General features: G+C 73.7%; 20 protein-coding genes. 8 read left to right on the forward strand and 12 right to left on the reverse strand.

Annotated elements, in window-relative coordinates:
• Positions 1–82: 82 nt before the first annotated feature.
• Both ACZ7RU_RS19480 and sbnB read right to left on the reverse strand, forming a co-directional pair.
• Positions 83–883: an AfsR/SARP family transcriptional regulator gene (locus ACZ7RU_RS19480; RefSeq protein WP_470342150.1), complete on the reverse strand. Its 801-nt coding sequence runs from the start codon at positions 881–883 to the stop codon at positions 83–85.
• Positions 884–1,192: 309 nt separating this feature from the next.
• Positions 1,193–2,263: a 2,3-diaminopropionate biosynthesis protein SbnB gene (sbnB, locus tag ACZ7RU_RS19485; RefSeq protein ID WP_470342151.1), complete on the reverse strand. Its 1,071-nt coding sequence runs from the start codon at positions 2,261–2,263 to the stop codon at positions 1,193–1,195.
• A gap of 293 nt (positions 2,264–2,556) precedes the next feature.
• Here sbnB and ACZ7RU_RS19490 point away from each other — a divergent pair, with 293 nt between their 5' ends.
• The 3 genes from ACZ7RU_RS19490 to ACZ7RU_RS19500 are packed head-to-tail and all read left to right on the forward strand — an operon-like array spanning position 2,557 to position 6,014.
• A complete protein-coding gene (locus tag ACZ7RU_RS19490) occupies positions 2,557–4,107 on the forward strand; it encodes a tryptophan halogenase family protein (protein WP_470342152.1) in 1,551 nt (516 codons plus the stop codon).
• A 30-nt stretch (positions 4,108–4,137) separates the two neighbouring features.
• Positions 4,138–5,457, forward strand: a complete 1,320-nt coding sequence (locus tag ACZ7RU_RS19495; protein ID WP_470342153.1) for a cation:proton antiporter — start codon at positions 4,138–4,140, stop codon at positions 5,455–5,457.
• Positions 5,454–6,014, forward strand: a complete 561-nt coding sequence (locus tag ACZ7RU_RS19500; RefSeq protein ID WP_470342154.1) for a flavin reductase family protein — start codon at positions 5,454–5,456, stop codon at positions 6,012–6,014. Before ACZ7RU_RS19495 ends, ACZ7RU_RS19500 begins: the two co-directional genes overlap by 4 nt.
• An 80-nt stretch (positions 6,015–6,094) precedes the next feature.
• Here the strand turns inward: ACZ7RU_RS19500 and ACZ7RU_RS19505 are convergent, their stop codons facing one another.
• Together ACZ7RU_RS19505 and ACZ7RU_RS19510 are read right to left on the reverse strand one after the other, a co-directional pair.
• On the reverse strand, positions 6,095–7,093 hold the full coding sequence (locus ACZ7RU_RS19505) for an ArsR family transcriptional regulator (protein WP_470342155.1): 999 nt from the start codon (positions 7,091–7,093) through the stop codon (positions 6,095–6,097).
• Positions 7,094–7,194: 101 nt separating this feature from the next.
• Entirely contained in the window at positions 7,195–7,407 is a 213-nt protein-coding gene (locus ACZ7RU_RS19510; protein WP_470342156.1) for an MbtH family protein, read from the reverse strand.
• Between the two features lie 314 nt (positions 7,408–7,721).
• Here ACZ7RU_RS19510 and ACZ7RU_RS19515 point away from each other — a divergent pair, with 314 nt between their 5' ends.
• On the forward strand, positions 7,722–8,153 hold the full coding sequence (locus ACZ7RU_RS19515) for a hypothetical protein (protein ID WP_470342157.1): 432 nt from the start codon (positions 7,722–7,724) through the stop codon (positions 8,151–8,153).
• 57 nt (positions 8,154–8,210) lie between these two features.
• On the opposite strand, the gene ACZ7RU_RS19520 is transcribed toward ACZ7RU_RS19515, so the two are convergent.
• The 3 genes from ACZ7RU_RS19520 to ACZ7RU_RS19530 all read right to left on the reverse strand — a co-directional run bounded on the left by ACZ7RU_RS19520 (position 8,211) and on the right by ACZ7RU_RS19530 (position 11,779).
• Positions 8,211–8,789 (reverse strand): hypothetical protein, encoded by a 579-nt coding sequence (locus ACZ7RU_RS19520; RefSeq protein WP_470342158.1) that lies wholly within the window; start codon positions 8,787–8,789, stop codon positions 8,211–8,213.
• Between the two features lie 124 nt (positions 8,790–8,913).
• Positions 8,914–10,182 carry an MFS transporter gene (locus ACZ7RU_RS19525; protein WP_470342159.1) on the reverse strand — a complete coding sequence of 423 codons (1,269 nt, stop codon included), beginning with the start codon at positions 10,180–10,182 and terminating at the stop codon, positions 8,914–8,916.
• A gap of 226 nt (positions 10,183–10,408) precedes the next feature.
• Positions 10,409–11,779, reverse strand: a complete 1,371-nt coding sequence (locus tag ACZ7RU_RS19530) for a right-handed parallel beta-helix repeat-containing protein (protein WP_470342160.1) — start codon at positions 11,777–11,779, stop codon at positions 10,409–10,411.
• 88 nt (positions 11,780–11,867) lie between these two features.
• Here ACZ7RU_RS19530 and ACZ7RU_RS19535 point away from each other — a divergent pair, with 88 nt between their 5' ends.
• Positions 11,868–13,031 (forward strand): Dyp-type peroxidase, encoded by a 1,164-nt coding sequence (locus ACZ7RU_RS19535; protein ID WP_470342161.1) that lies wholly within the window; start codon positions 11,868–11,870, stop codon positions 13,029–13,031.
• Between the two features lie 193 nt (positions 13,032–13,224).
• Here the strand turns inward: ACZ7RU_RS19535 and ACZ7RU_RS19540 are convergent, their stop codons facing one another.
• Together ACZ7RU_RS19540 and ACZ7RU_RS19545 are read right to left on the reverse strand one after the other, a co-directional pair.
• Entirely contained in the window at positions 13,225–14,469 is a 1,245-nt protein-coding gene (locus ACZ7RU_RS19540) for a cytochrome P450 (protein WP_470342162.1), read from the reverse strand.
• 101 nt (positions 14,470–14,570) lie between these two features.
• On the reverse strand, positions 14,571–15,209 hold the full coding sequence (locus ACZ7RU_RS19545; RefSeq protein WP_470342163.1) for a TetR/AcrR family transcriptional regulator: 639 nt from the start codon (positions 15,207–15,209) through the stop codon (positions 14,571–14,573).
• A gap of 112 nt (positions 15,210–15,321) precedes the next feature.
• On the opposite strand from ACZ7RU_RS19545, the gene ACZ7RU_RS19550 reads away from it, so the two are divergent.
• Positions 15,322–15,804: a DUF4345 domain-containing protein gene (locus ACZ7RU_RS19550; protein ID WP_470342164.1), complete on the forward strand. Its 483-nt coding sequence runs from the start codon at positions 15,322–15,324 to the stop codon at positions 15,802–15,804.
• Positions 15,801–16,343 (forward strand): MOSC domain-containing protein, encoded by a 543-nt coding sequence (locus ACZ7RU_RS19555; RefSeq protein ID WP_470342165.1) that lies wholly within the window; start codon positions 15,801–15,803, stop codon positions 16,341–16,343. Before ACZ7RU_RS19550 ends, ACZ7RU_RS19555 begins: the two co-directional genes overlap by 4 nt.
• 6 nt (positions 16,344–16,349) lie before the next feature.
• On the opposite strand, the gene ACZ7RU_RS19560 is transcribed toward ACZ7RU_RS19555, so the two are convergent.
• From ACZ7RU_RS19560 to ACZ7RU_RS19570, 3 genes are all read right to left on the reverse strand, one after another.
• Positions 16,350–16,643: a hypothetical protein gene (locus tag ACZ7RU_RS19560; RefSeq protein WP_470342166.1), complete on the reverse strand. Its 294-nt coding sequence runs from the start codon at positions 16,641–16,643 to the stop codon at positions 16,350–16,352.
• Positions 16,644–17,052: 409 nt separating this feature from the next.
• Positions 17,053–17,373, reverse strand: coding sequence for a metal-sensitive transcriptional regulator (locus tag ACZ7RU_RS19565; RefSeq protein WP_464333646.1), 321 nt, complete (start codon positions 17,371–17,373; stop codon positions 17,053–17,055).
• Between the two features lie 74 nt (positions 17,374–17,447).
• Positions 17,448–17,762 (reverse strand): heavy-metal-associated domain-containing protein, encoded by a 315-nt coding sequence (locus ACZ7RU_RS19570; protein WP_470342167.1) that lies wholly within the window; start codon positions 17,760–17,762, stop codon positions 17,448–17,450.
• A gap of 582 nt (positions 17,763–18,344) precedes the next feature.
• Here ACZ7RU_RS19570 and ACZ7RU_RS19575 point away from each other — a divergent pair.
• Positions 18,345–19,778, forward strand: coding sequence for an MFS transporter (locus tag ACZ7RU_RS19575; protein ID WP_470342168.1), 1,434 nt, complete (start codon positions 18,345–18,347; stop codon positions 19,776–19,778).
• The last annotated feature ends 297 nt before the right edge of the window (positions 19,779–20,075 follow it).

The raw sequence follows: 20,075 nt of genomic DNA on the forward strand, positions 1-20,075 counted from the left end.
GGCGGTGGTTGCGGCCCCGAAAACGGCACGATCGGTGATCGTCGTTCCGGGGATTCCGGGCCGGGGCGGAGGCCGAAGGGAGTCAGGCCGGTACGGGTCCGGCGAAGTCCAGCACCCGCCGCGGCTCGCCGAGCAGGTCGGCCTGCCGCAGGATCGCCTGGTAGGCGTGGTGCAGCGCCCGGCCGGGCTCCAGCCCCAGGTCGTCGGCGAGGCGCCGGCGGGTGCTGTGGAAGACCTCCAGTGCCTCGGCCTGCCGGCCGTCGCGGTAGAGCGCCAGCATCAACAGCTCGCTCAGGCGCTCCCGTTCGGAGTGCTCGTCGGCGAGCTGCCGCAGTTCGGACACCGGGACGCGGGCCGAGTCCACGGCGAGCTTGGCGGCGGTCAGGTCCTCGTACGCGCTGATCCTGCGCTCCTCCAGGTGGTCCGCCCGGATCCGGCAGCGCAGCCCGTCGCAGGAGTCCATCAGCGCTCCGCCGCGCCACAGGCCGAGCGCCTGCTCCAGGGCGGCGATGGCCCGGGCCGGGTCCCGGCGGACGAGGTCGCCGCCCTCGTCGGAGAGCCGCAGGAAGCGGTGGGCGTCGATCGCGTCCGGCGGGACGTCGAGGAGATAGCCGCCGTTGGCGGTGCGGAGGGTTTCGTCGCCCTTGCGGCCGGTCACGGATTCCAGCAGCCGGCGCAGTCGGCCGACATTCGCCTGGAGGGCGTTGCGGGCGTTGGCCATCGGTTGGTCGCCCCATAACTCGTCCACGATCTCGTCGAACGGGACGGGTATCCCCGGGGAGGTCGCCAGCAGGGCCAGCACGACGCTGGTCCGCTTCGACGCCATGGTGTAGTGCGCGTTCTCGTACGACAGGAGCAGTGGGCCGAGAAGCTTGATTTCCAAAACAGCATCCCCCAATTTCCGGGCCGTCCAGGCGAGTCTGCGCGACGCCGGTGCGGACCGGGAGATACCAGCTGGGCGGGGGAGCCGGGGACGGGTGGTATGACACGCGCTGTCCATGACACCCCGGGGGGCGCCGGATCGACGGGGGAGCGATCCGGCGCCCTGCTCGGAGGCGGGGGCGCGGCCTCGCCGCACCACCCGGGACGGGACGACGGGGACGCACCGTGACGGCGGGTCCCGATCTGTCGACCTGTCAGAAGAATGCTACAGGTGACGACTTGAGCTGTCCATGGGGAGTCCGGGCGGCGGCTACGACTGCCGGGTGTTCCGGCCGTAGCGGTCCAGCTCGTGGAAGAAGCCGTCCACGACGGCGAGTTCGCCCCGCGCCGCCAGTTCATCGTAGACGAACCTGCCGACCGCGAGGTCCAGTACGCCGAGCCCGAACGGCGAGAACACCACCGGGCGGTCGGTCGGCACCGCCACCCGCCCGGTCATCACGTCGTGGAGCGTGCCGTCGACGAAGTCCCGGTTGCCGGTGAGCTGTTCGGTCAGGTGCGGGGAGGTACCGGCCTTCAGGCAGTGCTCGACGTCGTCCAGCACGTTGGCCGAGGCGAGCAGCACCTCGGGCGCCAGGTCGCGCAGCGAGACGTTGAGCACCACCGGGTTGTGGGCGAACCACGAGGGCTCGGTGAGGTGCGGTGCGGCGGCGACGGTCGCCAGGACCACCAGGTCCGAGGCGCGGACCAGTTCCTCGGCGCTCCCGTGCACGGTGATCCGCGGCGCCGGGCCTTCGGTGTCCTCCTCGTCCGCGCGTTCCAGGTAGGCGCGGAAGCCGGCCGCGTGCTCGGCGGACAGGTCGTGCACCCCGACCTCGTCGAACTCCCAGCCGGTGCGGGCGAGGTAGGTGTGGATGTGCCGGGCGATCAGGCCGGTGCCGACGAAGCCGACCCGCCGCGGCCGGGGCCGGCCGGCGTGGAGCAGGTCGGCCGCCAGCGCGGCCGAGGCGGCGGTGCGGGCGGCGCTGATGATCGAGCTCTCCAGGCAGGCGATCGGGTAGCCGGTCGCGGGGTCGTTGAGCACCAGCACCGCGGAGGCCCGGGGGAGGCCCGCGGCCACGTTCTCCGGGAAGCTGGAGATCCACTTGATCCCGTCGACCGGGGTGGCGCCGCCCACCGAGGCCGGCAGCGCGATGATGCGCGAGGAGGGCCGGTCCGGGAAGCGCAGGAAGTACGAGGGCGGGTTGACCGTGGCGCCCTCGCCGTGCAGCCGGTAGGTCGCCGCTACCAGGTCGACGGTGTGCTTCTCGTTGCCGGACAGCACGTTGTGCACCTGCGCGCCGGGGATCACGGCGAACTGCGGGATCGGCCTCTGCTGGGACATGGCTGGCTCCGTCTCGGGGGGAGATCTGGCCACAGCAGTGTCGCTGACCTGCGCTGACACCGCGCTGACGGACCGTCAGGTGTTCGATTCGTCGACAGGTGCGGATCAACCCGACCTGCGACTTTCGGCCAGTGCCAAATGACCTGGTCGGACCTTACGCCGTTGCCTAGAGTCACTCTCTGGTGGCGCCGCCCTCAGCTTCTTCCAGCGGGGTGACGACCGACGGCGCCACCGCTGCCGGTATCCGGCACCACCCCTGCCGGAACACGTGGACCACCGAAGAGGAGTCACCAGTGCTCGACCGGGTTGTGATCGTAGGCGGCGGAACAGCGGGATGGATGACGGCCTCGTACCTGAAGGCCGCGTTCGAGGACCGGGTGGACATCACCCTCGTGGAGTCCGGCAACGTCTCCACCGTGGGCGTCGGCGAGGCCACCTTCAGCGACATCCGCCACTTCTTCGAGTTCCTCGGACTCAAGGAGAAGGACTGGATGCCGGCCTGCAACGCCACGTACAAGCTCGCCGTGCGGTTCGAGAACTGGCGCGAGCCCGGCCACTACTTCTACCACCCGTTCGAGCAGATGCGCTCGGTCAACGGCTTCCCGCTCACCGACTGGTGGCTCAAGCAGCGCCCCACCGGCCGGTTCGACAAGGACTGCTTCGTGATGGCCTCCGTCATCGACGCCGGCCTCAGCCCGCGCCACCTCGACGGCACCCTCATCGACCAGCCCTTCGACGAGGGCGCGGACGAGATGCAGGGCCTCACCATGTCCGAGCACCAGGGCAAGACCCAGTTCCCGTACGCCTACCAGTTCGAGGCCGCGCTGCTCGCCAAGTACCTGACGCAGTACGCGACCGACAGAGGGGTCAGGCGCATCGTCGACGACGTCCAGGAGGTGAGGCTCGACGAACGCGGCTGGATCAGCGGGCTGCGCACCGCCGAGCACGGCGAGCTCACCGGCGACCTCTTCGTCGACTGCACCGGCTTCCGCGGGGTGCTGCTCAACCAGGCGCTGGAGGAGCCGTTCATCTCCTACCAGGACACCCTGCCCAACGACAGCGCGGTCGCCCTCCAGGTGCCGATGGACATGGAGAAGCGCGGCATGCTGCCGTGCACCACCGCGACCGCCCAGGACGCCGGCTGGATCTGGACGATCCCGCTGATGGGCCGGGTCGGCACCGGGTACGTCTACGCGAAGGACTACCTCTCCCCGGAGGAGGCCGAACGCACCCTGCGGTCCTTCGTCGGCCCCGCCGCCGCCGATGTCGAGGCCAACCACATCAGGATGCGGATCGGCCGCAGCCGCAACTCCTGGTCCCGCAACTGCGTGGCCATCGGCCTCGCCAGCGGCTTCGTCGAGCCGCTGGAGTCGACCGGGATCTTCTTCATCCACCACGCCATCGAGCAACTGGTCAAGTACTTCCCGGCGGAGGACTGGAACCCGGTCCCGCGCGACCTCTACAACCGGGCCGTCGCCCACGTCATGGACGGGGTACGGGAGTTCCTGGTGCTGCACTACGTCGCCGCCAAACGCACCGACACCCAGTACTGGCGGGACACCAAGACCCGGAGCATCCCCGACGCGCTGGCCGAGCGGCTCGAACTCTGGAAGTCCCGGCTCCCGGACTCCGAAACGGTCTTCCCCTACTACCACGGCCTGCCGCCGTACTCCTACATGTGCGTCCTGCTGGGCATGGGCGGCATCGAGGTGGCCCACTCGCCGGCCCTGGACCTGTCCGACGGCGCCGCCGCGGAACGGGAGTTCGCCCAGATCCGGGAGAAGACCGAGCGGCTCGTCGCGACCCTGCCCAGGGCGTACGACTACTTCGCCCGGATGCGCTGACCACGATCCCCGGGAAGGGGCCCGTTCATCATGGACGTCCTCCAGTTCCTGATCCACGTCGCGCACGCGGCCGCCGTCCTCGGCGTCGTGCTGCTGATCGCCGTGGCGGGGAGGAGAGTCGCGCGCCGTCTGCGGCAGCCGGAGGTGATCGGGGAGATCACGGGGGGCCTGCTGGCCGGGCCCGCCGTGATCGCCCTGGTCGGCCGGCCCGCCTTCGACGACGTGCTGCCGGGGCCGGTCTTCGACCTCGTCAGGAACGTCGCCCAGGCCGCCCTGGTGCTCTTCCTGGTCGGCCTCGCCCACAAACTGCGCCGGGGCCGGGACCGGCTGCCCCGGCGCGCCACCACCTGGATCACCGTCGGCGCCCTGGTGCCGCCGCTCGCCACCGGCTGCGTGCTGGTCGGACTGGTCGCGCTCACCGCCGACCGGGCGGCCCGGGGCAGCGCCCCGCTGCCGGCCTACCTCCTGATGGTCGCCGTCACCATGTCCATCACCGCCGTTCCGGTGATGGCCCGCATCCTGGCCGACCGCGGGACGGGCGACACCGTGCCGGGCCGGCTCTCGCTGGCCTCGGCCGTCGTCATCGACGCGTTCGGCTGGCTGCTGCTCTCGGTGGCGATCAGCCTCGGCGCCGGGGACCTGGCGCGCTCGCTGCACTCGCTGCGCGCCCTCGCCGTCGGCGTGCTCTGCGCCCTGGCCATCCGCTACGCGCTGGGCACCCGCGCCGCCTCCCGGCTGTGCGGCCGCTCGCCCCGGGGGATGGCCGTCCTGGTCGGCGCGGCCGCCCTCGCGGTGGCCTTCGCCATGGAGCACCTCGGCATGACGTCGATCCTCGGCGCCGCACTGGCCGGGCTGGCGATCCCGCACGACGACGGCGGACCGTGGACCCGCGTGGTGTCCACGGTCTCCCGGTCCGGGCAGTTCCTGACCCCGGCCTTCTTCGTGGTCACCGGGATCACCGTGCTCACCCGCGCCTTCTCCGCCACCTCCGGGGTGCTGATCGCGGCCACGGTCCTGCTCGGCTTCCTCGGCAAGGGCCTCGGCGGCTACCTCGGGGCCCGGCTGGGCGGCCAGCGGCCGCGCGCCGCCCGGCGGATCGGCGCGCTGATGAACACCCGCGGCCTCACCGAGCTGATCGTCCTCCAGGCCGGCTACGCCTCCGGGGTGCTGCCCGCGCCGATGGTCCTGGCACTGGTGGTGATGGCGCTGGCCACCACGGCGGCCACCGGGCCGCTGCTGGAGCTGTTCGACCGGATGGAGGGCCGCCCGGCGGCCGTGGAGGCGGAGGCGATCAGCGCGACGGCCGTGGCGCCGAGGGAGTCCGTCGAGACAGAAAGCGGTGCGAGATGACCGAGTACGCCGGTGAACCGGTCCGCGCGCGGGCCGGGGCGGTGGGGACGGCCGGAGCGGTGAAGACGGCCGGGGCCACCCCCGAGGAGTTCCGGACCATGATGAGCGGGTTCCCCACGGGCGTGAGCGTGGTGTCCGCCACCGACCTCGACGGCCTTCCGAGGGGCATGACCTGCTCCGCCGTGTGCAGCGTCTCACTCGACCCGCCGACCCTCCTGGTCTGCCTGCGCGACGGCAGCCCCACGCTCGACGCGGTCACCGACAGCGGCCTGTTCGCCGTCAACCTGCTGCACGAGGAGGCCCAGGGGACCGCCGAACTGTTCGCCTCCGGCGACCCGGACCGCTTCCAGCTGCTCCCCTGGGAGCAGACCCCGGACGCGGGCGGGCCGCACCTGGTGCGCGACGCCCACACGGTGGCCGACTGCGACGTGGTGCTGACCCAGCGGGTGGGCGACCACGTCACCGTGTACGGCGAGATCCGCCGGGTCGTCCGGCGCCACCACCAGCGTCCGCTGCTGTACGGGCTGCGCCAGTTCCGGGCCTGGCCGCGGAGCTGATCCCGGCGGGCCGGGACGGTCAGGACCCCCGGCACCGGACGGGTGCCGGGGGTCCACGCCCGTCTCGACCCGCCGGCCGGTTAGGACGCGAGGAGGCGCGAGGCGCTCCGGGGCCGGACGCCGCGACCCGGACGGTCGGCCCGGTCGGCCCGGTCGCAGGCCCCGACCGCGGGCGCCGGCCGCACCGGGCCGCCGTCCAGCAGCGCCATGCCGAGCGGCGTCACCGAGTGCAGCACGGTGTTGCGCACCCGGCGGGTGGTGATCAGCCCGGTCTGCCGCAGCACCGCCGCGTGCTGGCTGGCACTGGCCGCCGAGATGCCCAGCCGGTCGGCGAGCTGACTGGTCGTACAACTCGCCCGCAGGGTCCGGAGCGCGGCCGCCCGGGTCTGGCCGACCAGGGCGCCGAGCGGCCGGGGGCTGCGGTCGCGCTCCTGCCACAGCTGCGCGCCCTTGAGGGCGTGCGGCGGGGCCGCGAAGACCAGCACCACCTGCTCCTCCGGCCCCTCGGCGTCGATCGCCAGACCCGGCCGGTGGTTGAGGAACACCGAGGGCGTGAGCACCAGGCCCCGGCCGCCCAGCCGGATGTCCTGCTCCGGCCCGCCGGGGATCTCCAGCACCGGCGCCCGCCAGGTCATCCGGGGGTGCGCGGTGGACAGCAGCAGCTCCACCCCGCCGGCCATCACGATCCGGCCGCGCGCCTCGCACTCGGCCACCAGGTAGGCGTGCAGGTGCTGCCAGAACGGCGCCACGGCCAGCTGCCAGGCCTCCCGCAGGCAGGCGTCCACGCCCGCCCCCGGGTGCGCCGGCACCTCGGCCGGGCCGGGCGGCACGTCGGGCTCCCCGGCGTACCGCAGCGCCTGCCGGAGCAGCGACTCCACGTCGTGCTCCGGCCGGCCGTACGGGCGGGCCGCCGGCCGGCGGGGCAGGCGCTCGTTCACCTGTTTTCGCCACCGGGCGTACGGCGCGCCCACGCCGCGGTCGAGCAGGTCGCAGGCGAAGGCCGACTCCACGAGCGGGCCCAGGGTGGTCTTCAGACGGGTTCTGGCGAGGTCGGCGGCGGTGAAGTGGATCCTCTGCACGATGAAGGTCCCCGTTCCGTGTCGATGAGGGGGAAATCGACCGGGCCCGGCCGTACCCGCGCGGGTGGACCGGGCCCTTCCTCGGGTGGGATCGGCGGGGCCTACGAGGCGGTGGAGGCCTCGCGCAGGCTGCGCGGGCGCATGTCCGTCCAGTTGGCCTCGACGTAGGCCAGCGCGTCCTCGCGCGGCCCCTCGGCCAGGGCCACCGTCCAGCCGTCCGGCCGTTCGGCGAACGCGGGCCACAGGGAGTGCTGGCCCTCGTCGTTCACCAGCACCAGGAAGGTCCCGTCCGCGTCGTCAAAGGGGTTCGACATGTCGCACACTCCGTTCCGGGTCGGGCGCGGGGACACCGGGCACACCCGCTCCGCACATGCTCCCTCGGCTCGCTGACATGGTGCTGACCGCGCCCTGATGGGGCCCCGGCGGGTCCGCCGGGACTCGGCAGTTCACTGAACTGCTCTTATTTATAGACGATTTGGCGTCGGCAGCTGCTTCGTTCCCGATGTTCCGCGCCGTTCCGGCCGGCGATGCGGAGCGCCGCGCTCGAGATGGCAATTGAACGCGTTCAGTATTCCTGGCATGATCTCCCGCGTCGGCCACCGCCGACCCGAGACGAAGGAGCCCTCCCGTGGACCCGAGCACGCCGTGGCGGAACCTGGGGTTCATCGGGCTGCGGCTCGCCGACCTCGTGGTCCGCTACGCCCTCACCCTCGCGGGCGTGCTCCTGGTGGCGTCGGCGGCGGGCGGCGCCGCGTTCGCGGCGAGCGACGCGCTGGGTCTGGTGGCCCTCGTCGGGATCCCGTCCGTGGCGATCTGCGTCCTCTACTCGCTGTTCAGCACCCGTACGGGCACGGCGTTCCGAAGGCCGCTGGCCGGGCTGCTACTCCTGCCGCTCTGGTTCCTGCTGTTCTTCCCGCCGCTCCTGTTCCTCCCGCTCCTGGGCCAGCTCCTCTTCGCCCTGTGCGTGGTCCGGGCGCCGCTGCTGGGCCCGCCCCGGATCCGGCCGCTGGTGCGCGGCCTGCTCGACGCGGCCCCCGGCCGGCGCCGCGGGCCGGCGTGAGGAGTCGGCCCCGCCGACTTCCGGTGCGGGATCCGCGCGGCGATCCCTGGCTCGGCGTCAGGCGCCGTGGGTGATGATCTCCCTGACACCGTCCGCGACGGCCCTGCTCGTCCGCCACCGCCGCAGGAGGCGGTCCGCCGCCAGCTGTTCGACGACCGAGGTCAGCCAGGCGTCGTCGCCGAGCCGGTGGACCCGGCCGAGGTCGACGATGTTCCCGAGCAGTTGGCGCAGCACGGTGATCTCGGGCATCGGGTACCAGCGGCGGTGGTGGACGAACCGGGGCCGCCACACGTCGTAGGGGTGCCGGACCATGGTGTCCAGCCAGGAGCCGTGGGCGCCGATCCCGTCGTGCCTGGTCAGCAGGCCGCCGGACGGGGTGCTGAAGAACCGGCCGCTGGTGACGCCGAGTTCCAGGCTCATCAGGCGGTCCCACGGCACCAGGAACGGCTCCTGGCCGGTGACGCGGTGCTCGAACCCCTCGGGGAGGACGGCGAGGTGGGCCCTGCTCTCGTGGTCGCCGATGAACCAGCCGCCGTCGGTGCGCACCAGCGGGCCGAGGCCGAGCGGCGGCACGTGGACGTCGGGGGCGTCGGCGGCGGTCGACCGGTCCGCGGGGGTGGGGTGGTTGGCGTTCACGGCTCTCCTCGGGGAATGCGGCAGCTGTTCGCCGGTCGGACGCACCGGCCCACCCCGTGGGTCACCATACCGGCCGGTAGGGGCCGTTGAGCGGGAGGACGCGAAAGGCCGCTCCGACGGATGGCTACTCGGAGTCCTGCGTGGCGGCGGCCGGGGAGGTCTCCATCGCGGTCATCCGCGGGAGCAGGAGCAGCACCGCGACCAGCAGGGCCAGCAGCAGGGCGCCGCCGACCAGGAGCGGGGTGCGGATGCCGGCGGCGGAGGCGATCCAGCCGCTTAGGGCGGCACCGGCCATGATGCCGAGCCGGCTCAGCAGCATGTAGCAGCTGTTGACCCGGCCGAGCAGTTCCTTCGGCACGGCCTGCTGGCGCAGCGAGATCGCCTGGATGTTCCAGGTGACGATCCCGAAGCCGATCACGCCGAACAGGGCGGCCACTTCGGCCACCGTGGTGCTCAGGCCGATCAGGATCAGCGAGACGCCCATCAGCAGGAAGGCGAGGGCGATCCGGGCGCCCCGGCCGAGCACCCGGCTGAGCCGGCCGGCCAGGGTGCTGGCGGCGGTGCCGCCGATGGCGCCGGCCGCGAGGACGATGCCGTAGGCGGCGGCGGGGGCGTGGATGACCTTGGTGACCATCAGGACCATCATGGTGGTGCCCATGAAGCAGGCCAGCGCGCCGAGGGTGGAGAGCACGGCGAGCATCCGCACGTCGCGGTGGTGCAGCAGCCAGTCGACGCCCTCGCGGATCTCGGTGAGCACCGGGCGGCGGTCGGCCCGGGCGCTCGGGGCGGTGGAGCGGCCGGTCGCGGCGACCAGGACGGCGGCGAGCGCGAAGGATATGCCGTCCACCGTGAAGGGCGAGGCGACGGCCACGGCGAACAGCGCGGAGCCGACCAGCGGACCTATCAGGTTGCCGCCGACCAGCATGTTGGCCTGCAACCGGCCGTTGGCGGCGTCGAGTTGGTCGGGGCGGACCAGCTCGGGGACGGCGGAGGTGGCGGCGTTGGAGAAGACCGTCTCGCCGCAGCCGAGCAGGAAGGCCAGCGCGGCGAGTACCACCAGCGGCGGGTCGGCGACCAGCACCCAGCCGGCGAAGCCCAGGACGACGGCGGCGCGGGCCGCGTCGATCGTCCACATCAGCCGCCGCCGGTCGGCCCGGTCGGCGAGCACCCCGCCGTACAGGGACATCACCAGGAAGGGCAGCGACGCGGCGACGGAGACCACGGAGACCGCGCTGGGGGAGTCGGAGACGGCCACCGCCAGCAGCGGCAGGGCGGAGTCCCGCATGCCGTCGCCGACCGAGGAGATCGCCGACGCGGACCACAGCAGATTGAACTTCCGGCCCAGTCGGGGACGGCTCTTGGACGGCTTCGCGGCCAGGTCAGCTGAGGTCACCGAGGCAGTATGTCATGTCCGCGGAGGACTTCCCGGGTGGTTTCCGAACTGCCGGAGGTGTCCCGAACTGTCCGTGTCGGTACGGGTGTCGGGCTCATCCTGAGGTGTCCGAAGTTTCCGCCGGGGCGGCCCTGGGCGGGCTGCCCCGCCCGACCGCGCTGTCCGCCCGCCCCCGGCCGGCGGGCGCGGGCCCGGGGGCGGGCGCGCGCCCGGACCGGGGCGGGGGTCAGTGCTTCGGGACGGCGTCCGCGGACTCCGGCAGCGGGTAGGCGCCGGGGTCGACCGGGCCCGGGAGGCCGGTGGCCGGGCGGCCGGGCGCGGTCGGGTCGGGCAGCGAGGGCTGGGCGGGCGGCGCTGGCACCTGGCTGAACGGGATGCCGGGCGGCGCCTGGACCGGGGTGGTGCGGCCGAACGGCGGTGCGGTGCGGCCCTGGACGGCGCAGCCCGCCAGCGTCTCCAGGCCGTCCGGGCTCTGCACGGCCGGCTGGTTGCCGCTGAAGCAGTTGGCCGGGTCGACGGAGGCCAGGACGAGGTCGGTGCCGTTGCCGGTGGCCCGGTTGTCCTCGACCCGGTTGCCGCTCGCGGGGTGCCCGGGCGGGTCGGTGATCACGATGCCGGCCGCGCGGTTGCCCCGGACCAGGTTGCGCTGCACCTGGTTGGCTGTGCCGCCGCCGATCCCGATGCCGATCCCCCAGGCGCCGTCGGCCTGTTGGGGGGTGTCGGAGGCGTTGTTGTCGGTGACGACGTTGCCCGCGATCACCGCGCCGTGCTGCGGGGCGAGGGCTTCGAGGTCGTTGGAGTTGACGGTGACGCCGACCCGGTTGGCGTTGATCCGGTTGCCGACGATGGTGACCCCGTCGGAGGCGTTGGTGAGCTCGATGCCGACGGCGTTGCGCTCGACGGTGTTGCCGCGCACCAGGGTGTCGCAGGGCTTGCACTGGCCGACGTAGATGCCGGAGTCGGCCTGCCCGGAGGCGTACGAGTCCTCGATGACGCCGCCGCGGGCGTCGAAGGCGTAGATGCCGTACAGGCCGTTGTTGTACGAGGTGACGTTGGTCGCCCGGAAGCCCTGGACGACCGGGAAGCGGGCGGTGTCCAGCGGGTCGTAGGCGGAGCCGCCGGCGCCGCGCTGCTGGAGCTTCTCGTCGGTCACGCCGGTGAACAGCACGCCGTTGGCGAGGTAGCCGTGGACGGTGAGGTTCTCCACCACCGAGCCGGCGCCGGTGGCCGTGATGCCGTTGACCAGCCGCAGCCCGCCGTCCAGGACCACGGTGCCGCGGTCGGCGCCGCGCAGCACGATCCGCGGTTTGGTCAGGCGCACGCTCTCCCGGTAGGTCCCCGGGTCGACCAGCACGGTGTCCCCTTCCCTGGCGACGTCCACGGCCTGCTGGATGGTCGGGAAGTGCTGCGGGACCCGGACGACCGTGCCCTCCGGGTGCTTGGCGTCGGAGGAGGACGAGCCGCCCGAGGAGCAGCCGGCGAGGGCGAGGGGAAGGGCGAGGGCGGCGGCGAGCAGTGCGGGCAGACGCCCGGCGGCCCGGGCCCCGGGTGAGGGTGTTGTGCCCGAGCGCAGGTGACGTGTGGTCAAAAGTTGCATACGGGGTGTTCTATCGTCTCCAATGTCGCCCATGCATGCCGAAACCGGAAAGGCGCAGGACCAGCCACCGACCGTCAGGGGCGGCGGCGTGGATCGAAGGGGTCTGCTGGCGGGCGGGGCGGTGGTGGCCGCCGGGCTCGGCGCGGGGGTCACGGCGCTGGCACTGGGCGGCGGGAACGCCCGGGACGGCCACGGCCGGACGGCGGCGCCGCCGGAGCCGTCGGCGGTGCCCTTCCACGGCGAGCGGCAGTCCGGGGTGACGGCCCCGCAGCAGCCGGCCACCGAACTGCTGGCCCTCGACCTGGCGCCCGCCGCGACCTCGGACGGCCGGGCCGCCCTGCGCGGCCTGCTCGCCGGGTTGACCCGGGTACTGGCCGAGGCGGCGGGCGACGAACCGGCGGACGCGCGGTTGCGGGACGGCCGACCGGCCCGGCTCAGCAGCCTGGTGGGGGTCGGGCCTGACCTCGCCGCCCGGCTGGGGCTGAACGTTCCGCCCGCCCTGCTGGGCGGGCTGCCCGACTTCCCCGGGGACCGGCTCGACCCGGCGCGCGGCGGCGGCGACCTGGTGGTCCAGCTGTGCGCTGACGACCGCTGGCCGCTGTCCGTGGTCGCCGAGCAGGTGGGCGCGGCGGCCCGGGCGGCCGGTGCCACGGTGCGTTGGACGCAGTCCGGCTTCCTGGCCCGGACGGCTGCGGGCGCGACGCCGCGCAACCTGTTCGGCTTCAAGGACGGCACGGCGAACCCGGACGGTACGGACGCCGGGCAGTGGGTCTGGGGCCCGCCGGGGCCGTACGAGCACGGGACGGTGCTGGTCTACCGCCGGATCCGGATGGACACCGCCGCCTTCGCCGCCCTCCCCGGGGACCGCCAGGAGCAGGTGATGGGCCGCCGGGCCGGCGACGGCGCCCCGCTCACCGGCACGGCGGAGCACGACGAGCCGGACATCTACGCCAAGAATCCGGACGGCTCGTACGTCATCCCCGCCACCGCGCACGTCAGGCTCTCCAGCCCCCGGCTGGACGGCGGCGCCCGGATGCTGCGCCGGGGCTACAGCTACGACGACGGCCCGGGCGACCGGGGTCTGCTGTTCTGCGCCTTCGTGCGCGACCCGGCCCAGTTCACCCGGGTCCAGAACCGGCTGGCCGCGCGCGACGCCCTCAACGCCTTCGTCGAGCACACGGCCTCCGCGGTGGCCTACGTGCTGCCGGGCGCACCGGCGGGCGGGACGCTGGGGGACGGGCTGTTCGGGTAGGTCGGGTGGAGGAGCGGCCGCCGTCCGGCGGGACCACGGGCGGGGGCGTGGTCCGCGACGGGGACGCCGTACGGCGCCCGGCCGGGCCGTGGACGCCCGCGGCGAGCGGTGCTCGGGCGCCCTGCCCGACGGGTGACGCCGAGCGGGGCGCCGACCGCCGCGGTGCCCCGGGACCTGCCGGTGCCCCGGGCGGCTACCAGTCCACCGGGAGGCGGGCCGGGCTCCGGGTGGTGCCGCCGAGCTGCCAGGCGAGCTCCGCGACCGGGACGGTGAGGCGCAGGCCCGGCAGGGCGGTGGCGAGGCGGTGCAGGGACTCGCGCATCTCCAGGCGGACCCGCCAGGCGCCGATGCAGTAGTGCGGGCCGGCGCTGAAGGCGAGGGTGGGGGCGGGCAGCGGCAGGCCGAGGTCGGCGTCGAGGCCGTCGGGGTAGACGGCCGGGTCGCGGTTGGCGCTGCCGAGGCTGACGGCGACCACCGCGTCGGCCGGGACGGTGACGCCGCCGACCTCGATCGGTGCGGTGGTGCGGCGGATGGTGGCCTCGTCGTCGCCGAGCGGGATGTAGTGGAGCAGCCGTTCGGCGGTGCGCTCGGCGACGTCCGGGTCGGCGAGGCGCGGCCAGTGCTCGGGGCGTTCGCCGAGCACGTAGACGAGGGCGTTGGCGAGCGCACCGGCGACGCTCTCGTTGCCGCTGGCGGTGAGTCCGGCGACCAGGAAGACGAGTGACTCCTCGGGGACGCCGCCGTCCTGGTCGGCGGCCCGGACCAGCCGGCTGACCAGGTCGTCGCCGGGCTCGCGGCGCCGGCGGGCGACCAACTCGCCCATGAAGGCGCCGAATTCGGCGAGGGTGTCGCCGTGGTCGGCCCCGCCGCCCCCGGCCGGCCCGCCGCCCTGCTCGCCCTGCTCCTCGCCCTGTTCGTCTCCCTGGGCGAGCAGGGCGAGGGTCCAGCGGTGCAGCCGCTCCTCGTCCAGGTGGTCCGGCCCGTCCCCGTCGAGCCCCATCAGCCGGGTGGTGACGGCGAACGGCACCGGCCGGGCGAACGCGGGGACCAGGTCGGCCGGCGGGCCGGCGGCGACCAGCCGGTCCACGGACTGCTGGACGGCGGCGGCGACCCACGGCTGCCAGCCGGCGATGGCACGCGGGGTGAAGGCCCGTTGGACGGTGCCGCGCAGCCGGCGGTGGGCGGGCCCGTCCTGGTTGAACAGGGACGCCGGGTTGGCGGCCACGTCGGCGGTGGCGCCCGCGGTGCCGACGTCGTGCAGATCGGCCCGGGTGACCCGGGGGTCGCCGAGGACCTGCCGGACGTCGTGGTAGCGGGTGATCAGCCACGCGGGGGTGCCGTCCGGGAGGGTGGTGGGGTGGGGCGGCTGGGCGGGGGTGGTGGGGAGCCGGTGGAGTGGGGGGAGGGTGGTCCGGGTGTCGGCTGCGGCGGAGTCCATGGGTCCCTTCGCGGAGTTCTGGGGTCCGGCTGGTCGGGGCGGTCAGCGCATCCAATTGTCGTATCTTCATAGGGAATTGGACGCTTGTGGCGCTTCTCCCGTTACGCCCCGATGGTATGCCCTCGCCGCTCCCAGTCGGGTGCCGGATCGACGGGCAGCAGCGGCCGGAGCGCGCCCAGTACGGCGCCGATGCAGGCGTCCCGCAGCTCGGTGCGGGTGCAGGTCTCCTCGGTCAGCCAGTCGATGACCAGCACCCGGACGAACACCAGCCAGCTGCGCAGGACCTGGGACACCGCCTGCCGCGCCCGCTCGTCCGCGAGCGGGAGGACGCCGAGCAGCCGGCCGCGCAGGGCGTCGAGCTCCTCGGTGATGACGGTCTGGATCACCTGGTCCCCGGCCAGCACGCGGTTGGCCGCGAGCACGGCGTGCCGGTTGGCGACGAAGTAGTCCAGGTGGGCGTCCATGCCCTCGACCAGCTGCTCGACCAGGGTGTCGGCCGGGTCGAACCGGCTCCTGGCGAGCAGGTCGTCGGCGGCCTCCCGGTAGACCGCGGCGAAGAGCTCGTGCTTGCTCGCGAAGTGCCGGTAGAGCAGCGCGCGGGAGACCCCGGCCTGCTCGGCGACCTGCTCCATCAGCACCTCCTCGTACGGCCGTTCGGCGAACAGCCGGGCACCGACGGAGAGCAGCTGGGCGCGTCGCTCGGCGGGGGCGAGCCGGCGGCGGCGTTCGTGGACTGGCATGCGGGCCAGGTTACTTGACACGTGTCTACTTGGCGGCGCTAGCCTGGTGCCGCCCGGTTGGTAGACACGTGTCAACCGTGTCGACCGGGCCTCGGTGACGGGCGGGTGGGTCATGGCCAGGGCGTTACGGGTGCTCGCGTGGACGATGGGGGTCGCCTGTGTGGCGATCGGCTTCCTCCACATCCTGCTGGGGAACGCCGCGATGCCCGGAGTCGCGGACGCCGGCCCGACGGTCGGCAGCTTCGGCCGCTTCATGGGCGCGGTCTTCGCCGGGTACGGCGCGGCCTGGATCCAGGCCGCCCGGCAGACGCCGGTACCCGCCCGGGCGGTGCGGTGGCTGGCGGCGGTGATGCTGCTGGGCGGCCTCGCCCGGGTCCTGTCGATCCTGGCGGACGGTCGGCCGCACTGGTTCCAGCTGGTGCTGACGGCCGTCGAACTCGGGCTCCCGCCGGTCTACTTGTGGCTCGCCGACGCGGACGAGCGGGCGCGCGGCGCGGCCCGGGCCGCCGGGGCGAACGGCGGTGGGCTGGCCGCAGCGGGCGACTATGCTTCCGCATCGACCGAACGCCCGTCCGAGAGGGAGCCCGGAAGATGAGCGGCACCGTGGTGGCAGTCAGCAGCAACGCCGAGTACGCGTTCACCAAACCGAACCGGGACGGCATCACGCTGCTCGCCGGACTGGGCGTCGAGGGGGACGTGCACGCCGGAGTGACGGTCAAGCACCGCTCCCGGATGGCCCAGGACCCGACCGCTCCCAACCTGCGCCAGGTCCACCTGATCCACCGCGAACTGCTCGCCGAACTCGGTGAGTCGGGCTTCGACGTGGCACCGGGCGCGCTCGGCGAGAACATCACCACCGAGGGCGTCGACCTGCTCGGCCTGCCGGTCGGCGCGGTGCTGCGGATCGGCCCGGAGGCCGAGGTGGAGATCACCGGCCTGCGCAACCCGTGCGCCCAGATCGACGGCTACCGGCCCGGTCTGCTCAAGCAGGTCGTCGGCCGCGCCGCGGACGGCACCGTCGTGCGTCGCGCCGGAGTCATGGGCATCGTCCGCACCGGCGGCCCCGTCCGGCCCGGCGACACCATCGCGGTCGACCTCCCCGACGGCCCGCACCGCCCGCTCGACCGGGTCTGAGGACGGTCAGGCAGTGGTCGCCTCCCCGTCGACGTGGCGCAGGTCGTAGAGGTACGACCGGCCCTCCTTCCAGCTGCGCCACGGTCCGGCGGGCGGAAGCGCCCGGTGCCGGTCCTCGCCCAGCAGCGGGCCGGAGTTGGGCACCCCCTCGGCGTCGACCACGCACCAGCCCCGCTCCGGCAGCCACCGGCACCACAGGTCCAGGTCCAGCCGCCGGTACGACGGCCTGCCGTTGAAGACGCCGTCCGGGGCGAAGCGGTAGACCAGGCCGTCCAGCCGACGGACGAACTCGATGGACACGGGCGTCCCCCCTCCGTTCGACCGCGCTGCGGCGGGTGTGGGCCGGCGCGTCGCAGCGTCCGGGTCATCCGGAGCTAAACGCTCGGCGGCTCGTGGGCCGGGGGAGTCACCGGGCCCCGGAGACCCGGCTGCCCGAGCCGCCCCCCGGCGGCTCGGGCAGTGGCCCGGCGGTCCTGCGGCTCGTCACCGGCGGGCGCTTCTACCCGGCCTGCCAAGGCACCGGCCGTGCTCGGTCTGCTCATCTGCCGGCTGGTCGGTTCGCCGACCGGACGGCGAGGGATACCCCTACCCCGTACCGGCGCAACAGGACGCCCTCCGGCCGGCATCTGCCGCCGGAGGGCGTCCGTGTGCTGTGCGTCCGTGTGCTGTGGTTCGTGCGGTCCGTCCGTCGGTCCGTCCGTGCGGTCCCTCAGGAGCGGACGAGACGGGCGATGGCCTGGTTGGCCTCGCGGATCTTGGTGCTCGCCTCCTGGCCGCCCTCGGCGATGGCGTCGCGGACGCAGCATTCGATGTGCTCGTCCAGGAGTTGGAGGGCGAAGGACTGGAGCGCGCGACTGGCGGCGGACACCTGGGTGAGGACGTCGATGCAGTAGGTGTCCTGTTCGACCATGCGCTGGAGGCCACGGATCTGGCCCTCGACACGGCGGAGCCGCTTGAGGAAGTCGTCCTTGTGGGAGCTGTAGCTGGCCATGGCCGTCTCCGGTTCCTGTGCGGTGAGGAGCGGTCTCACTCTACCGGGGGCCGCGGGGGGTGGAGCCGGCCCGGACGGGCGGGGTGGTGCCCGCCCGGGCCGACGACGGTGGGTCAGCCCTCGACGCGGCCGACCAGCTCGTAACCCGCCTCGTCGACGGCGGCGGCCACGTCGGAGTCGGCGAGCGGCTTGGTGCTGCCGACGGTGACCCGGCCGGTGGCGAGGTCCACGGCGACGTCCTCGACGCCGTCGAGCTTCTTCAACTCGGCGGTCACGGAGGAGACGCAGTGACCACAGGTCATGCCCGTGACCTGGAAGACCGACGTCCGGGCGGACTCGGCGGCCGGTGCCGCGCCGGTGCCGCACGACCCGCAGCAGGAGGAGGTCTCGGTGGCGGCGGACTCGACGGTGACGGTGGTCTCGCTCATGGGTGTGCTCCTGTCGTGGATGCCCGGCGCCGACCGGACTGCCCGGGCGGCTGCTTCATTTCGAAAGTACCATACCCCCCTAGGGTAATGAAAGGGAGCCGCCGGGGGCCCGCTCCGCCCGCCCTTGTCGTCAACTACTGTTACAGAAGCCCCTGTTGCTCGATGTCGCGTCCGGGAACAGGCCCGCGGTCAGGGCGCAGGATCCCGACCAGCGGGCCTTCGTGGCGATCAGCGATCAGCGATCTGCCGGCCGGGGCCTGGGCTCCGCCGCAGGTCGGCGCCACGCTCTACCGGGCCGCCGAGCGGATCCCGGGCGGGCGTGGTGCTCGGCGCCTTCGCGGTCCTCGCCGGGGGTGCGGTCGACCGCGTCGGGGAACTCCCCTGCACCCACCGCTGGGAGGCCCGATCCCCTCACCGGCTTCTGTTGACTGGAAGGTACCCCCCTAGGGTATGTTCTGGCACGTCCTCGCCGAGGCCGTCGGCCGGCGTCCTGCCGCGTCTGTCCCGGGAGTTGACGACCACGACCATCGCCTGGGGCACACCCGTCCTCGGCCGATACCCCTTACGGGTAGGGAGTAAATGATGGCAACCGACAACACCGGGCCGAACCCCCGGCGGTGGCGCGCACTGGCGCTGATCGCCGCCGCACAGTTCGTCGTGATCATGGACACCTCGATCATCGGGGTGGCCCTGCCGAAGATGAAGGACGACCTCGGCTTCGGCCAGGAGGACCTGTCCTGGGTGTTCAACGCGTACGTGGTCGCCTTCGGCGGCCTGCTCCTGCTCGGCGGACGGCTCTCCGACCTGCTCGGCGCCCGCCGCCTGTTCAGCGCCGGCTGGGCAGTCCTCGGGGCCGGCTCGCTGCTCGCCGGGCTCGCCCAGAACGTCCCGACCGAGCTGGCCGGCCGCGGCGTCCAGGGCCTCGGCGCCGCCCTGATCGCCCCCTCGGCGCTCACCCTGCTGATGATGCTCTTCGGCGGCAACCCGAAGGAACTCACCAAGGCCTTCGCCCTGTACGGCGCGGCGGCCCCGGCCGGCGGCACCGCGGGCGTCTTCCTCGGCGGCCTGATCACCCAGTACATCAGCTGGCCGTGGGTGTTCTACGTCAACATCCCGGTGGCCCTGGTCGCGCTGCTCGCCACCCCCGCGCTGATGCCCTTCGCACCCCGGCGCAGCGGCGGCATCGACGTCCTCGGCGCGCTCACCGTCACCGGCGGCCTGGCCGCCGCGGTGTACGCGGTCGTCCGTGCCCCGGAGGCGGGTTGGGCCTCGGCGTCCACCCTGCTGACGCTGGCCGGCGCGGCCGTCCTGCTGATCGCCTTCCTGGTCATCCAGGGCAGGCGCCGCGAGCCGCTGATGCGGCTGAGCATCTTCCGGGTGCCGAACCTCGGCGCCGCCAACCTCGCCCAGTTCCTGCTGGCCGCGGCCTGGGTGCCGATGTGGTTCTTCCTCAACCTCTACCTCCAGCAGGTGCTCCACCTCGGTGCCTTCGCCAGCGGCGCGGCCCTGCTGCCGATGACCGTCGCCATCATGGCCATCATGATCACCGCGGCGCCCAGGCTCATCGCCCGCTTCGGCCCCAAGGCGCTGGTCGTCACCGGCATGCTGGCCCTCGGCGCCGGCCTGTTCGGGCTCTCGCTGGCCCGCCCGGACGGCAACTTCTGGACCGACGTGCTGCCCGCCTCGCTGCTCGCCGCGGTCGGCATGGCGCTCGCCTTCATCCCCTCCCTCGGCACCGCGATCTCCAGCGCGCCCCCGCAGGACGGCGGCCTCGCCTCCGGCATCGTCAACACCGGCTACCAGGTCGGTTCGGCGCTCGGTCTGGCCGCGATGACCGCGCTGGCCGGCGCCCGGACCCCGGACGCCACCGTCGAGGGCCTGACCTCGGGCTTCTCCGCCGCCTTCATCGGCGCCGCGGCGATCGCGGTGGTCGGCGGCCTGCTCGCGGTGGTCACCCTGCGCACTCCGCGCCCCGAGGGCGCGGCCCGCGAGGCGCGGTCGGCGACGGCCGCGTGAGGCCGTCCACCAGCCCGCCCACCCCGCCGGGGGCCGCGTCGACCGACGTGGCCCCCGGCGGGCTTACTCCTCCACGAAGGAGCACCCGATGAAGCGCCGTGAAACGCCCGTCACCCTGCCGCCCGCACTGCTGCGGGCCGTACGCCACCCCGTCACCCGGTGCCTGATCGCCTGCCTGGCCAGGGCCGCCGCGGACCACGTCGCGCCGGCCGTGGGGGGAGGGGGGGGGGGGGGAGGGTGTGGCTCGAGTGCCCACTGTCCCCAGCCCGCGTACCGCCGCGTACCGTCAATGGCGCC

The organism is Kitasatospora sp. NPDC114501, from assembly GCF_055633695.1.

Bases quoted from the DNA above. Each gene is read 5' to 3' on its own strand.
- sbnB (WP_470342151.1), bottom strand. From the start codon at position 2,263: ATGTCCCAGCAGAGGCCGATCCCGCAGTTCGCCGTGATCCCCGGCGCG.
- ACZ7RU_RS19495 (WP_470342153.1), top strand. From the start codon at position 4,138: ATGGACGTCCTCCAGTTCCTGATCCACGTCGCGCACGCGGCCGCCGTC.
- ACZ7RU_RS19500 (WP_470342154.1), top strand. From the start codon at position 5,454: ATGACCGAGTACGCCGGTGAACCGGTCCGCGCGCGGGCCGGGGCGGTG.
- ACZ7RU_RS19510 (WP_470342156.1), bottom strand. From the start codon at position 7,407: ATGTCGAACCCCTTTGACGACGCGGACGGGACCTTCCTGGTGCTGGTG.
- ACZ7RU_RS19530 (WP_470342160.1), bottom strand. From the start codon at position 11,779: ATGCAACTTTTGACCACACGTCACCTGCGCTCGGGCACAACACCCTCA.
- ACZ7RU_RS19540 (WP_470342162.1), bottom strand. From the start codon at position 14,469: ATGGACTCCGCCGCAGCCGACACCCGGACCACCCTCCCCCCACTCCAC.
- ACZ7RU_RS19545 (WP_470342163.1), bottom strand. From the start codon at position 15,209: ATGCCAGTCCACGAACGCCGCCGCCGGCTCGCCCCCGCCGAGCGACGC.
- ACZ7RU_RS19550 (WP_470342164.1), top strand. From the start codon at position 15,322: ATGGCCAGGGCGTTACGGGTGCTCGCGTGGACGATGGGGGTCGCCTGT.
- ACZ7RU_RS19555 (WP_470342165.1), top strand. From the start codon at position 15,801: ATGAGCGGCACCGTGGTGGCAGTCAGCAGCAACGCCGAGTACGCGTTC.
- ACZ7RU_RS19570 (WP_470342167.1), bottom strand. From the start codon at position 17,762: ATGAGCGAGACCACCGTCACCGTCGAGTCCGCCGCCACCGAGACCTCC.
- ACZ7RU_RS19575 (WP_470342168.1), top strand. From the start codon at position 18,345: ATGGCAACCGACAACACCGGGCCGAACCCCCGGCGGTGGCGCGCACTG.